The organism is Providencia sp. JGM181 (assembly GCF_018257375.1).
GTDB classification, from domain to species: Bacteria; Pseudomonadota; Gammaproteobacteria; order Enterobacterales; family Enterobacteriaceae; genus Providencia; species Providencia lanzhouensis.
Genome location: NZ_JAERJY010000088.1, coordinates 1 through 14,611 on the forward strand (window position 1 = coordinate 1; position 14,611 = coordinate 14,611).

Below are 14,611 nucleotides of genomic sequence, written 5' to 3' on the forward strand. Positions count from 1 at the left end.
ATGCATCATTAAAGGATTAACAATGCCAATCTGCGCTTTCTTTTCAAGATCAAAACCTGCGAAACATTACCCCCTCCTATTTCTCCTCCCATTTAAATAACCGATAATAAAAAAGCTATCAAAAAGGTAAATTCTACTTGCGATTTAGTACCGATCGTGGATATTATTCGTCTTGTAGAATAAATGAAACCTGGTTCCGTTAAATGGAACTTTAGCGAAAAGCCAAAAAATCACAAGTAAAGACTCATACACAGCAGGATAAAAAATGGCAAATAAAGCAGGTGAAGATTATTCTCTGGCGCGGGTACCGCAAAGTGCTCGTCGACCGTTTTATGAAGTGTTGATCCTCCGTATCGGTTCACTCGCTTGCGTTTCGCAAGTGATGCTAGGTGCAGCGCTTGGTTATGGATTAACGTTTTGGCAGGCGTTTTGGGCAACAATGCTCGGTTCTGTAATTTTACAGGTCGTCAGTTGGGGTCTCGGAGCGGCAGCTTGCCGTGAAGGAATGTCAATCAGTCTACTGTCTCGGTGGTCTGGTTTTGGAAAACTAGGATCGGCATTAATTGGAGGAGCCATTGCTATCTCCTTAATGGGTTGGTTCGGTGTCCAAAATGGTTTCTTCGCGGATGGTATGTATAAAGCGACTAACGTGCTAACACCAGGGACCTGGTCGCTTATTACAGGCATTGCGGTGACAATTATTACGGTATATGGGTATCGCTTTTTATCTATTACCGCGAATATTTCAACACCGCTATTTTTATTCGCACTAGGTTGGGCTACTTATAATTTATTATCGGGACAGGACATTAGTTTATTAATTAATGCCACTGAACCTGCCGGGCCTTTAATGACAATGCCAGCTGCAATTACGATGGTTGCGGGTGGTTTTATCATCTCTGCTGTAACAACACCAGACATCAGTCGCTTTATGCATAAGCCGAAAGATGTGTTCTGGATGACGTTGATTGGTACATTCTGTGGCGAGCTTTTCGTCAACATGATAGCGGTATTAATGGCTTTAGCATTACGCACAAGCCAAGTTTTTGATTTGATGATGGCGTTAACTGGGTTGCTAGGTGCATCGATTGTTATCTTCTCAACAATTAAAATGAATGATATCAATCTCTACTCTTCATCACTCGGCTTCTCCACACTGTTGAACGCTATTTTTAATAAGCGTTTTGACCGCCGTTATTTAACATGGATTATTGGTATTTTTGGTACCGTGGCTTCCATGTTAGGCATTTTAGATAACTTTATTAGTTTCTTAATTTATCTTGGTATTTCGATTCCGCCTGTCGCGGGTATTATGGTTGTCGATTATTACTTGTTAAAACGTGACAGAAAAGAGCTGGATATCACCCGAGAACAAGGCATTTTACCAACGCGTTGTGAAGCGTATAACCCAGTAACTTTAGTGGCATGGTGCTGTGCGGTCGTTGTTGGCTGGGGAACCTCTGCTCTAGGACCTTTTGGTGCAGATATTGGCGTTCCAGCGTTGAACTCTTTGCTGGTTGGTGCGGTGGCTTATTGGATTGGTATGCGCTTATTAGCGGCATTCCGAGGCGAAAAAGGCATTCACTTCCGCCAAGTTTCTCATTTAGATTGAGGGCAAATGGATGACTGATAACCGAGTTAAAGTTGCGCTAGCTCAGTTCGATTCTGAGCTAGGAAATAAGACAGGTAATTTGCAACGCATGGCGCAATTGTGCGAACAAGCGGCATCGCAAGGGGCGAAACTTATCTGTTTCCCTGAGCTAGCCACAACCGGTTATCGTGGTGATCTGTTATCTACTCAATTATGGGATCTCAGCGATTTTGACGGCAGCGAAACATATCGTATGTTTAGTCAATTGGCTTCCCGCTTAGATATCACGATTGTAGCGGGATTTGCCGAACGCGGTAGCCGTCTAGGCGAAGTGTATAACTCAGTGGGCGTATGGAATCCTGGCTGTGAAAATATCAGCGGTGTATTTCGTAAGGTTCATGCGTTTGGTATTGAAAAACAGTGGTTCAAAAACGGGGATACTTTCCCCGTGTTTGATACGCCAATCGGTAAAATTGGTGTGATGATTTGCTACGACATGGGCTTCCCTGAAGTAGCGCGGATCCTCACTTTACAAGGCGCTGAGTTACTGATTGCGCCTTCTGCCTGGTGTATTCAAGACCGCGATATGTGGGATATTAATACAGCGTGTCGTGCTTTAGAAAATGGCACGCATCTTCTAGCGGTAAATCGCTGGGGGCATGAAGAAGATTTACACCTATTTGGCGGCAGTAAAATTATGGGCCCGCGTGGGCAAGTTTTGTGTGAGGCATCTTGCGAACAAGAACAGTTGTTAGTTGGTGAGATTGATTTTCGTCTTCAGGCGCATACGCGTTTAAGTGTGCCTTATTTAAGAGATAGAAAGCCTCTGGATTATGGCTTGCTAGTGCAGGAAACTCAGGTATGAGTATTTTAACAAGTGTTGTCGACGTGTATCGCCTATTTTTACGCTCAGGTAATGAGCTAACGGTCACCACGTTGGTCAATGAATTATCGATGCCGAAAAGCTCTGCCTCACGTCTGTTAAAGCAAATGGCAGAACTTGGTTTACTCGAAAAGAAAAATAACGCGCCGATTTATCGTCCAGGTTTGTTGATTATGGAGATTGCCCACCGAGCTCGTGGCATGAACCATTTAATTGATATGGCGTTAGAAGCATTAGACAGTTTGACGAAAGATACGGGGTTTACCAGTTATGTATCTGCGTTAGATGAAGATAAAGTCCGTGTTGTTCATGCACGAATTGGTAACAGCATGCTGCAAGTGGTTACGCAGCCGGGAACGCGTTTACCTATTGGTGGCACATCAACGGGACGCGCATTATTAGCACGTTTGCCGATAAATGAGCGCATAAACTTAATTAATTTAGAGCCTGAAGAGTCTCGAGCTAGTTTAAATGAGCGCATTAGCGTGATCACTGAACGAGGTTGGGAGTTTTCAGTCAATGAGTCAGTTGCCGGTGTCGCTTCTGTATCCAGTACAGTATATGACCCTTCACAAAATACGTTGTATGCGTTGTGTTTGAGTCTCCCTGCGTCGCAAATGACCGATGAGATTATCGTGCAGTTGTCCCAAGATCTTTACCGTAAGGCTTCTTACCTAGGATGTATGGTTGGGGATCCTTATTGGTTAGAGCGTAGTACCAAGTAGTCAAAAAACCTTGTGATATCCAGCAGTATCAGTAGTAAAAGTTCAGTAATGAGTAGTTGCAGTAAATAATAATTAAATACCATTCAAAGTGCGTGAATACGCCTTCATCAGGAAATATACCCTTTGTCTTTAGTTAAGGGGTATTCAGAGTAAACGGGTGCTCTTTTGGTGCCCGTTTACTCTAAAACTCTAAAAAAAATAATTAGAATTAAAGGAAGTACAATGACTCTAAAGCAAACTTTGTGCGTTTATGAGCTGCTCGATTGTGCGAATGTTAGTGGGCATGATGTTGTTCAGTTGTTCCAGGATTTCCCCTCAGTTCAAGTCATTTCAACGACGGTTGTCGATCAAAAAGGCCAAAGCGATTTCGTCAGAATCACCATTCCGGGTTTACAAGGCAAGTCCCAAGGTAAGAATGCACCAACGTTAGGGATCATCGGGCGTTTAGGTGGATTGGGAGCCAGGCCTTCGCGCATTGGGGTTGTTTCTGATGCGGATGGCGCAATTGCTGCCATCACAACGGGATTAAAATTGGCTGAAATGCAGCAAAGAGGAGATGCATTACAGGGGGATGTGATCATTACAACGCATATCTGTCCAAATGCACCAACTCGTCCGCATACACCCGTCGATTTTATGGATTCCCCCCTTGAAGACGCAACGATGAATCTTCATGAAGGGATCCCTGAAGCTGATGCAATTTTATCGGTGGATACCACCAAAGGAAATCGCTTAATTAACCATAAGGGTTATGCGCTATCACCGACGGTTAAATCGGGGTATATCCTACCTGTTTCTGAGGATCTATTGCGTTTAATGGAGTGGAGTAGCGGACAAAATGCAGTGACTTTCCCGCTATCTATCCAAGATATCACGCCTTATGGCAATGGGCTTCATCACCTCAATAGTATTATGCAACCAGCAGTTTCAACGACGGTTCCGGTTGTTGGTGTCGCCATTTGCACTGAAACTGTTGTACCGGGTTGTTCAACGGGAGCCAGCCATGAAGTAGACATTGCTGCGACTGTGAAATTTATGATTGAAGTCGCAAAAGCTTTCGGTGAAGGGCAATGCGCGTTCTATGATGAAGAGCAATATCAGTTATTAACTGAATTGTATGGTGATATGCATCATTTGCAGGCAACGGATGAACAATAATATTTGTTTTAGACTGTCTTAATTTAGAACGTCGTTAATTTGGAATAGCCACAGTTAATTATTTACCCCTTAAAAATAATTAACTGTGCTCTATTACCCTAGCTTATTCTGTTTTCGCTTCACCACTTTCGATAATTGGGATAATGGCGGTAGCATGCGCGCCTTTAGGTCCGTCAATCATAAGCGTGTAGCTGACCTTTTGACCCGCTTTGAGTGTCCGGTAACCATCCATCTGGATTGTGGAATAATGTGCAAATACATCATCTCCGCCATCTTCTGGGCAAATAAAACCAAAACCTTTGGCATTATTGAACCACTTAACCGTACCTGTATTCATATTTCTGTCCTTCAAGTTTGCTACTGACTGTTTATATACATGCATAAAATACACATGCAAACTAGGTATAAATACGAAGTTAATCGCTCGCATTTCATACTGTATTGAATAGGGATATTTGGTCAAGAGTCGGATTTTGGCTTTTTGAATAAACTGAAAATAATCCGATGAGCGTTTTTCGTGAAATTTTAAATTTTTTGACGTATATCACAAAATTTAGATGCTATAAGTTAGTTATCAGCCCATGGTACACTGGGATAAATTGAGAATTCAGTACCAAAATGAAGACAAAGTATTTTTAATGGCTTAGCTTTATTGAATTGCTATTTAGTGAATAGATATCATTGATAATAAAGGCTATGCTTAAATTGAATTTCCACACTGAGCAACACGACTGAGCACGAAAGTAATGAGTGATTTTCTGGGCACATTTAAAACTGACACAATTTTTAAAGATGAAGTTGAAAAGACGCTGCAACCACCATCGATGTATAAAGTCTTGTTAAATAATGATGATTATACTCCGATGGATTTTGTTGTTGAGGTGTTACAAAAATACTTTTCTTTTGATGAAGAACGCGCTACACAGATAATGTTAGATGTGCATTTTCAAGGTAAAGGTATTTGCGGTGTTTATACTGCGGAAGTTGCAGAAACTAAAGCCGCTCAAGTCAATGCTTTTGCAAGGGAACATGAATATCCTTTATTGTGTACTATAGAGAAAGTCTGAAGAGTCTTAATATCAATTTTGGGAGGTGCTTATGCTCAATCAAGAATTGGAGCTTAGTCTAAATGTTGCTTTTACCAGAGCGAAAGACAATCGCCATGAATTTATGACTGTGGAGCACCTATTGCTGGCATTATTGAGCAATATCTCTGCGCGTGAAGCTTTAGAGGCTTGTAAGGTCGACTTGGTTGCCCTGAGACAAGAACTCGAACATTTTATTGCCCAAACTACGCCGCTATTACCTGAGAATGATACACGAGACACTCAACCGACTTTGAGTTTCCAGCGCGTACTGCAACGTGCTGTTTTTCATGTTCAATCATCAGGACGCAGCGAAGTGACTGGTGCGAATGTGCTAGTGGCAATTTTTAGCGAACAAGAATCCCAAGCGGCTTATTTATTACGTAAGCATGATGTTAGCCGCCTTGATGTCGTTAATTATATTTCCCACGGTACCATTAAAGGTGAAGATTCTTCTTCATCGGAGGATGATGCCGCAAACAATACCCCACCAAGTGAAGAGCAACCGGTCTCAGAAGACCATATGGACAACTTCACCACCAATCTGAACCAACAGGCTAAGAAAGGGAATATCGACCCGCTGGTGGGACGTCAGGCTGAATTAGAGCGTACCATTCAAGTGTTATGCCGTCGCCGTAAAAATAACCCATTATTGGTTGGGGAATCCGGCGTAGGTAAAACGGCGATCGCCGAGGGCTTAGCATGGCGTATTGAGCAAAATGATGTGCCTGAAGTGATGAAAGATTGCACAATCTACTCACTGGATATCGGCTCATTGTTGGCAGGTACTAAATATCGCGGTGATTTTGAAAAACGTTTTAAAGCGCTGCTGAAAATGTTGGAAAAAGACCCGAAAAGCATTCTGTTTATCGATGAAATTCATACGATTATCGGTGCCGGTGCGGCATCGGGTGGACAGGTAGACGCTGCAAACTTGATTAAGCCGCTGTTATCAAGCGGGCGTATCCGGGTGATTGGCTCTACTACCTATCAAGAATTCAGCAATATCTTTGAGAAAGATAGAGCGCTGGCTCGACGCTTCCAAAAAATTGATATTGTGGAGCCTACCCCTGAAGAAACCGTGCGTATCATTAATGGATTGAAACCGAAATATGAGTCTCACCATGATGTGCGCTACACCGCGAAAGCTATTCAGGCGGCGGTGGATTTATCGGTGAAATACATTACCGATCGCCATCTGCCGGATAAAGCGATTGATGTTATCGATGAAGCGGGAGCTAGAACCCGTTTAGTGGCGCCAAGCAAGCGCAAGAAAACCATCGGTGTACCTGAAATCGAAACTGTGGTGGCGCGTATTGCGCGTATTCCAGAAAAAACGGTTTCCTCTAGCGATAAAGATCGTTTGAGAACCTTAGACTCACGCCTGAAGATGTTAGTCTTTGGACAAGATAAAGCGATTGAGGCGCTGTCTGAGGCGATTAAAATGAATCGCGCAGGCTTAGGGTTAGATCATAAGCCTGTCGGCTCATTCTTGTTTGCAGGACCAACTGGTGTGGGTAAAACGGAAGTCACCGTGCAGCTGGCAAAAGCATTGGATGTGAAACTGCTACGCTTTGATATGTCCGAATATATGGAACGCCATACAGTTAGCCGACTGATTGGTGCTCCTCCGGGATATGTTGGTTTTGACCAAGGTGGTTTACTGACCGATGCCGTCATTAAGCATCCGCATTCCGTCGTGTTATTGGACGAAATTGAAAAAGCGCACCCTGATGTGTTTAACATTCTTCTGCAAGTGATGGATCACGGTACGTTGACGGATAATAACGGACGTAAAGCGGATTTCCGTAATGTGATTGTGGTCATGACTACCAACGCAGGGGTACAAGAAACCCAGCGCCGTTCGATAGGCTTTGCAGAGCAAGATAATAGTACGGATGCGATGTCTGAAATTAAAAAGACATTTTCACCGGAATTCCGTAACCGTCTTGATGGCATTATTTGGTTTAATGCGCTGTCGATGGATATCATCACGCAAGTGGTGGATAAATTCATTGTTGAGCTGCAAGCTCAGTTGGATGAGAAGGGTGTCTCGATTGAGGTCAGCCAAGCAGCTCGTCGTTGGTTGTGTGAGAAAGGGTATGACAAAGCAATGGGTGCCCGACCTATGGCGCGTGTCATTCAGGATAACCTGAAGAAACCATTAGCGAATGAACTCCTGTTTGGTTCATTAATGAATGGTGGCTCGGTGAGTATCGGGCTTGATGAAAAGAGTCACACACTGACATACAGCTTCAGTAGCGTACACAAGGCCTCTCCAGAGGATGCTGTAATCTGACAATAGCTAGTACCACAGGTGTCTTAGGCACCTGTGGTCTTGTCAGGCCTTGCCTGAAAATCGAAAATCAGCGGCTACGGAAAATGATGCGGCCTTTGCTCAGGTCGTAAGGAGTTAACTCTACAGTTACCTTGTCGCCTGTCAGAATGCGGATGTAGTTTTTACGCATTTTACCAGAGATGTGCGCAGTCACGACGTGACCGTTTTCCAGTTCAACGCGGAACATTGTATTTGGCAGGGTATCCAAAACCGTTCCCTGCATTTCAATATTATCTTCTTTGGCCATCTAATCCTCTAAGTCTAATAACCGTGATTTTTTACGGGCAAGATAATGCCCAAAAACCCACACTAAGTAAAGAAGTGTCGCATTTTAAAGCGATCTTTCTTTAAAATAGTTGGGGATAAAATTACTGTATTGCCACTTTCTATCGCTTAAAAAGTGGTGATTTTTCAAATGATTGAGGTAAATCAATTGACTGTGGTAACCAGCATGCTGGGTCAATCCGCAGGTCACGCCACCGATAAAGAATATGCAGAAAATCCCTGCGGGAGATCTCCGTCGCGCCAAGTGAAGCGGTGTGGTGGTTAAGTACCTGACAATCAAAAAGTTGCCCATTATAGCGCAAAAAATGAAAATAGAATGTAATAAAAGCACATTTGGACGCATCATTCATTCTACTGAACATTGACTCCCCACAAAACAGGTGCCCCATGTTCACGCCATACAAGCCCCCCACCAGCTGATCACCATGCCAAGCCTCAATAGAGTGGGCGTGTCCCTCTTGGTGTAGTGCGAGATAGCCCGCTTGCACAGAGGGTAGGATCCACGTGCCTTCCTTGCGTACTGCACAAGCCGCTATCACCTCTTTGAACGCATGATTTATGGTAATGCGATAAGGGGATTTTTTTAATGTTTTGATCATGGAACGGCTGATATGCAGGTCGCCCACTTTCAAGACTGCTCGCGGATCAGGGGACCACCACAATGGGACTTCACCGGGGTTAAACCACGGGAAAATACCATCATAGTAAGCCGCTTGTAAGCGTCGAGATGATAAATCACCGCCGATCGCCAGTAACCCATTAGGTTCCCGCATCGCTTCAGACACGGGCGGGAACAGGTATGAATCATCGTCTAATTGGTACATGGTGCACCTCAGCGAGTTTGCTGAACCAAATGACGTTGACGGAATTGATAATAACGACCTTGCTCAGCTAACAATTGTGGGTGTGAGCCTTGCTCAATAATTTCGCCATTATCCATCACACAAATGGTATCCATTTGTTCTAAACCTTGCATACGATGGGTGATCACCAGTAGCGTTTTGTCAGCACATTTTTGTTTGAGTAAGCTAAGAATTTGTTGCTCAGTATGGGCATCTAACCCTTCTGTTGGCTCATCCATTAATACCAGCGGCGTATTGTGCAGAAGGGCGCGAGCGATACCTAAGCGGCGCTGCTCTCCTCCTGATAATTGGCGACCGCCTTCACCCATCCAGGCGTTTAATTTTAGCTGATTATCCAACAAATTATCTAAGCCCACTTGGGTGAGTACATCGCAAAGTTGCTCATCTGAGGCTTGTTCGTTGGCTAATAATAAATTGTTGCGAAGGGTATCGCTGAACACATGAACGCGCTGAGGAACTACGGACATTACGCCCCGTAGCGATTCTTCGCTGTAAGCTTGAATTGGCTGACCATTAATTGATATCACGCCACTGTCCACATCCCAAGCGCGGGTGAGCAATTGCAGCAGAGTTGATTTACCGCAGCCCGTTTTCCCTAATAATGCAATGTGTTGGCCTTGTTTAATCGATAAGGAGACATTTTTCAATACGGCGAAAGGCTGTTCTGGATAAGTGAACGTGACGTTATCGATGGTCAGGCTCTCAAGAGAATCGAGCGTAGTGCCTTGGCTGACAAAATTCACTTCCGGTTTTGCATGCATTAACTGAGAGACGCGGGTGGCTGATGCGATCACTTGCCCCATATGTTGGAATGCGACGGCAACAGGCCCTAAGGCTTCAAACGAGGCTAATGCACAGAAAACAAATAAGGCAATCAGCGCACCGGGTTGTGTATTTCCGCCAACATGTTCAGCTGCCATCCATAAAAGCAAGGTCGCGGTTAGTCCTGATGCACACAGAATGATGGCTTGAGATAAACCTGTCAGTGCCGCTTGTTGCTGCTGGCGACCTTGCCATGAGTTTTCGATGTTTGATAAATTTTGACGAAAACGCGCAGTCGCGCCAAACAAGGCTAATTCGGCTTGACCTTGCAATGCTGAAGTTAATACTGTGCGGTAATTTCCGCGCAGTTCAGTCAGTTCGCGTCCAATCGGTTTACCTGCACGATAAAATACAAATGGCATCGTAAACAGCAGGAACAGCATAACGCCACCTAATGTCCATGCAAGGCGAGGATCAAGGAAACTTAAACCAATGATCAGGACAAACGTGACAAAGAAAGCACTGACAATCGGCGAGAGAACACGTAAGTAAAGGTGGTCTAGGGTTTCGACATCCGCAACCAGTCGGTTTAATAGATCTCCTTGGCGGAAACGGCTGATCCCACCCGGAGAGAGCGGTAACACCTTACTGAAGGCGAACACGCGCAGATGTGCTAACACTTTAAATGTCGCATCGTGGCTGACTAAGCGCTCGGCGTAGCGTCCTGCGGTACGGAAAATAGCCGCACCACGAACCCCAGCCGCAGGCAACATATAGTTAAAGAAAAAGATCCCCGGCGCACCGACGATAGCCGCACCGGCTAAGAACCATCCCGATAACGTGAGGAGGCCAATACTGGAAAGCAGCGTGACAATTGCCAGAATAATCCCTAAGGAAATCAAAAACCAATGACGGCGATAGAGGGCTAAGAAGGGGAGTAACACTTTCATTTTCAAAGCTCCTCTTGGCGATGAGCGAGTAACTGGGCAAAAGCACCTTCAGACTGGCTCAGTTGTTGGTAATCACCACGCTGGATAATTTTTCCGTTAGACATGACCCAAATTTGGTCATAATCGATGGTTTCTTCAAGTAAATGGGTCACTAATAACGTGGTTTGCTGCTCAGATAATTGATTCAATGTTTCCATCACACGCTGTTCGCTGTGAGCATCTAAGCTGGCTGCTGGTTCATCTAATAGCAACAAGCGAGAGGGTTTTAAGAGTACACGAGCGACAGCGACACGCTGGGCTTGCCCAACAGAAAGACGTGCGGCGAAATCACCTAAGCGAGTATTTAAGCCATCCGGTAAGTTTGGTAGAAATTCCGCGACATAGGCTTTTTCGATCGCAGACTGAATTTCTGACTCAGTCGCATTTGGCTTCCCTAGGCAAATATTTTCCTGCAATGTTTGTTCAGGTAAATGTGGGTTTTGCCCAACCCAGCCGACCAAAGCACGCCACTGTTCAGGGCATAATTGATTGAGCTCATTGCCATTAATAGTGATGGAACCACGGTAAGGCAAGAAGCCAAGTAATAAGTTTAATAGGGAGCTTTTACCCGCACCACTTTGACCTACTAAGGCGATGCGTTGTTGCGGCTCAATGGTGAAATCGAGAGGACCCGCCAGGATAGTGCCATCATGGGAGAGAACTTCCAGCTGCTTGGCTTCAATGCGAATAGGTTGTTCATCAATTACCTTATCGCCTTGTGGTAATTGTTCGTCACCTTGACTTTCGAGTAAGGTCACCAGAGATTCCGCGGCGCCTACTGCTTGGGCTTTTGCATGATAGTAAGTGCCTAGGTCGCGCAGCGGCTGGAAAAATTCTGGGGATAAAATCAGCGCAAGGAAACCTGCAAATAATGTGACTGGCAGGCCATAACTGCCGAAACTTAACTCTCCAAGATACGAAAATCCGAAATAAACGGCGACAACCGCAATGGAGATTGATGCGAAAAACTCCAAGACTCCCGACGATAAAAATGCCATACGCAGCACTTCCATGGTGCGAGAACGGAAGTCTTCGGTGGATTCACGAATCTGGGAGACTTCCGCTTTGCCACGGAAAAATAAGCGTAGGGTGTCTAATCCTCGTAAACGGTCGAGGAAACTACCACTCAAACGGCTTAAGGCAAGGAAGTTACGGCGGTTAGCATCGGCAGCACCGAGTCCTACCAGTGCCATGAAAATCGGAATTAACGGTGCGGTTGCAAATAAAATCAGCGCAGCTGCCCAGTTAAATGGGAAGATGGCAATCAAGATCATGATTGGGATGATGGTGGCTAAATACATTTGCGGAAGATAGCGAGAATAGTAATCCTGCATGTCTTCAATCTGCTCAAGAATAATCGTTGCCCAGCTTCCTGCTGGCTTACCCTTGACCCAGACAGGGCCTAACTCTTGCAGTTTATCTAATACCATACTGCGGACTTGCTGCCTGACAACTTGTCCACATCGGTAGCCCGCGCGTTCACGAAGATAGTGAACAACACCGCGTAAAATAAAGACACTAATTAATAATGCAAAGTCAGTGAGGAGTTGCTCTCGTGGAATGTGGTCCATCATGAGGGCTTGAAGGATCACAGCGAGGAACCAAGCCTGCGCAATAATTAATAAACCGCTGACTATGCCTAATAGCATAGAAATTCGGAGCCAACGCTTAGCAGGAGCGCTGTGTTGCTTTAACCAACGCACCAATTCAGTCTGTCTTGATTTATCCATAATGATTTAGTTAGCAGGTGTAGTTTTCATGTTATTGAGTGCAGTTAAGATAGTTGACTTTGTCATCAAATCTCACCGAATTTTTGCCTATCATAACAGCTTCCATCAGATATGTTACATAATAAAAGCCAGTTATTTGAATAGAACAATTTTTGTTATCGATATGTTTTATAAAGGTAAATTATATGGGCGTAATATAATTAAATTTGAACTAACAGAGGATGTTACCGTTATTACAAAGAAAAAATAAGGTGGCTTAATTTATAATTGTTAAGCCACCTACATTTTAGGTTGAAATAATTTTGGGGGATTTTTGTGTGTTATTCAGGAACAATTTGCAACCAGGTTTTTGGTTTCAATATAAACTGGTTGTTGAGTAGCTTATCCCATGCTGTTTTTTTGGATTGCATATCATCGAATAGCTCTCTTTGCGTATCGACTAATTTCCATGTGTTATCCACGGACTGCCAAATAGTACATTCATAATCAAGGGACTCGGGCATGGAGTAGCACATCACCACTTCGTTTGTTCCATCGTGGTTTGCATCGGCCATAAATCCAAGACATTCATAGTTGCTATAATAATTGGTGCAATTCCATGCATCTCGGATTTCATCTTCTATATCAAACCAGCTTTGTGGTAGTGGTTGGCTACCTTTGGCGATGATAAGAACCTCTTTAAGCGGTTTAGGGACATCAGAGTAAGTGCCAACTTTGAGCTGTGCTTTCGTATCAGGATCTTGCTCCAATTTTGCTAACGCCTCTTTTCCCCGTACTCCTAACTTCTCTAAGTCATAAGACAAATCGTAGTTAATTTTAATTTTGCCTTTCTCAACGGCCGCCATAATGCTGTTGACCGCAATACGTTGGAAATCACCAATAGGGCTATTAATCACTAAGATAGTGGCGATTAAACCAAGAATAGCGACCTTATTGATAGCGCCGAGGGAGAATGCCCAGCGGTGTCGTTTTATAATGATTGCGATGCTGTAAGCTAAAATAATCAGGGCTAAAAATAGCGCAATAGTAAATGCATATAGCCTACTCACACTCCAGCTATATTGGCTAACGCGAATGAAAATACCGTACAGAGAAAGTGCAGAAAATGCATTTAATAAGACGATGCTGATCAGTACAAAGCCATTGATAATCGATTTAAATTGGAATTGGGTTGTGCCATCACCATAAAGGGCATTAATAAAGATAATATTTAAAATCACAAAGCAGAGCATGGTGCCAGAACCTAGCTCTGAAGCTGTGTAATGCACACCAGTTAATATGGAAACAACCAAGCCTGCTAAGAAAATTACAGCGATTAAACTGAGTAAGGGTAGGAAAAACTGCGAGAAATATTTGGCGATGTTGTTCAGTTGCATCACCAATTTGGAGCGCAAAAAGAGCAAGCTGGTATTAAAACCAACTAAAAAGGCCACCCAAAGGACAATGTAGTGACCAAGAAATTGGCTGAGTGTTGACAGATTGACAATGCCAAATAAAAAGCTGGCTTGTTTGACTATCAGGGCTAATAAGCCCCCAATGGCACAGGCGAAAAGACCAAATAAGGTGTTACGGAAATAGTGCCCAACTAAGCAGCTGTAATTAGCTTTCCAAGTTCCTGTAGCCTGACGGTTTTGCATCCAAGGTAATATAAAAAAAATCAGGACAGTGAGCGTCGTAATCGAGAGGAATGCGTCATTGTTGTTCGAAGTGCCGACATCGAGGCTTTGCCAAGTATTGATCCAAAAAACAAGCACAATCGTTAGGATAATATTGAGATAAAACACCGCTTGTTTGGCATTGGTAATAAGAAAGCTGATAACCGAAGGAACAAAAATAGCCAACATCATGGGTAAATAAGCCCATGTAGGGCTTAATGGAATTTCTATGGAATAATCAAGAGTGGCGGTGATGACAATTCCTTGAATAACCGATAGCAAGATAACAATGAAATACGCCAGCTTATTGATAGGCTCTTTCTGCGTTTGTGGCTCCATGTCACTTCCTTATTTGAATGAACAAGATAATAAAATTGAGTATAGGCATGGGGTAAAAAGAGGAAAATAAACTTGCTCCTAATTCAGAATGGAATAGCGCTTTATTTTTAAAATAGGAATAAATAAAAAGCCCCATTCTATTTCGCTGCGAACTTAATGAACGACAACGCAAAAATGGGGCTTCTATTTTTAGATTAAAAAATTATTT

At 43.7% G+C, this 14,611-nt stretch carries 12 protein-coding genes; 6 read left to right on the top strand and 6 right to left on the bottom strand.

Annotated features, from left to right (window positions below; translation table 11 throughout):
* The first annotated feature begins 265 nt into the window (after window positions 1-265).
* The 4 genes from JK188_RS11790 (at window position 266) to JK188_RS11805 (ending at window position 4,357) form a co-directional block, all read left to right on the top strand.
* Complete coding sequence (locus tag JK188_RS11790) at window positions 266-1,612, top strand: purine-cytosine permease family protein (RefSeq protein WP_036951857.1); 1,347 nt, start codon at window positions 266-268, stop codon at window positions 1,610-1,612.
* Between the two features lie 10 nt (window positions 1,613-1,622).
* Window positions 1,623-2,456 (top strand): nitrilase-related carbon-nitrogen hydrolase, encoded by an 834-nt coding sequence (locus tag JK188_RS11795; protein ID WP_211885023.1) that lies wholly within the window; start codon window positions 1,623-1,625, stop codon window positions 2,454-2,456.
* The gene (locus JK188_RS11800; RefSeq protein ID WP_036983690.1) at window positions 2,453-3,199 is read left to right on the top strand and encodes an IclR family transcriptional regulator; all 747 of its coding nucleotides are present in this window, start codon (window positions 2,453-2,455) and stop codon (window positions 3,197-3,199) included. The genes JK188_RS11795 and JK188_RS11800 overlap by 4 nt, the downstream gene beginning before the upstream one ends.
* Before the next feature lie 222 nt (window positions 3,200-3,421).
* Complete coding sequence (locus JK188_RS11805) at window positions 3,422-4,357, top strand: DUF1177 domain-containing protein (RefSeq protein ID WP_108478965.1); 936 nt, start codon at window positions 3,422-3,424, stop codon at window positions 4,355-4,357.
* A 103-nt stretch (window positions 4,358-4,460) separates the two neighbouring features.
* On the opposite strand, the gene cspD is transcribed toward JK188_RS11805, so the two are convergent.
* On the bottom strand, window positions 4,461-4,694 hold the full coding sequence (cspD, locus tag JK188_RS11810) for a cold shock domain-containing protein CspD (protein WP_036951850.1): 234 nt from the start codon (window positions 4,692-4,694) through the stop codon (window positions 4,461-4,463).
* Window positions 4,695-5,103: 409 nt separating this feature from the next.
* Here cspD and clpS point away from each other — a divergent pair, with 409 nt between their 5' ends.
* Window positions 5,104-5,424: an ATP-dependent Clp protease adapter ClpS gene (gene clpS / locus JK188_RS11815; protein WP_036951847.1), complete on the top strand. Its 321-nt coding sequence runs from the start codon at window positions 5,104-5,106 to the stop codon at window positions 5,422-5,424.
* Between the two features lie 31 nt (window positions 5,425-5,455).
* Window positions 5,456-7,741, top strand: coding sequence for an ATP-dependent Clp protease ATP-binding subunit ClpA (gene clpA, locus JK188_RS11820; RefSeq protein ID WP_211885024.1), 2,286 nt, complete (start codon window positions 5,456-5,458; stop codon window positions 7,739-7,741).
* A 67-nt stretch (window positions 7,742-7,808) separates the two neighbouring features.
* On the opposite strand, the gene infA is transcribed toward clpA, so the two are convergent.
* The 5 genes from infA to JK188_RS11845 form a co-directional block, all read right to left on the bottom strand.
* Window positions 7,809-8,027 (bottom strand): translation initiation factor IF-1, encoded by a 219-nt coding sequence (gene infA, locus JK188_RS11825; protein WP_004244560.1) that lies wholly within the window; start codon window positions 8,025-8,027, stop codon window positions 7,809-7,811.
* A gap of 139 nt (window positions 8,028-8,166) precedes the next feature.
* Window positions 8,167-8,889 carry a leucyl/phenylalanyl-tRNA--protein transferase gene (gene aat, locus JK188_RS11830; protein ID WP_211885025.1) on the bottom strand — a complete coding sequence of 241 codons (723 nt, stop codon included), beginning with the start codon at window positions 8,887-8,889 and terminating at the stop codon, window positions 8,167-8,169.
* Between the two features lie 8 nt (window positions 8,890-8,897).
* Window positions 8,898-10,640 (bottom strand): heme ABC transporter ATP-binding protein/permease CydC, encoded by a 1,743-nt coding sequence (gene cydC / locus JK188_RS11835; protein ID WP_211885026.1) that lies wholly within the window; start codon window positions 10,638-10,640, stop codon window positions 8,898-8,900.
* A gap of 2 nt (window positions 10,641-10,642) precedes the next feature.
* On the bottom strand, window positions 10,643-12,409 hold the full coding sequence (gene cydD, locus JK188_RS11840) for a heme ABC transporter permease/ATP-binding protein CydD (RefSeq protein WP_211885027.1): 1,767 nt from the start codon (window positions 12,407-12,409) through the stop codon (window positions 10,643-10,645).
* A gap of 320 nt (window positions 12,410-12,729) precedes the next feature.
* The gene (locus JK188_RS11845) at window positions 12,730-14,403 is read right to left on the bottom strand and encodes a DUF7057 domain-containing protein (RefSeq protein ID WP_211885028.1); all 1,674 of its coding nucleotides are present in this window, start codon (window positions 14,401-14,403) and stop codon (window positions 12,730-12,732) included.
* Window positions 14,404-14,611 lie beyond the last annotated feature (208 nt).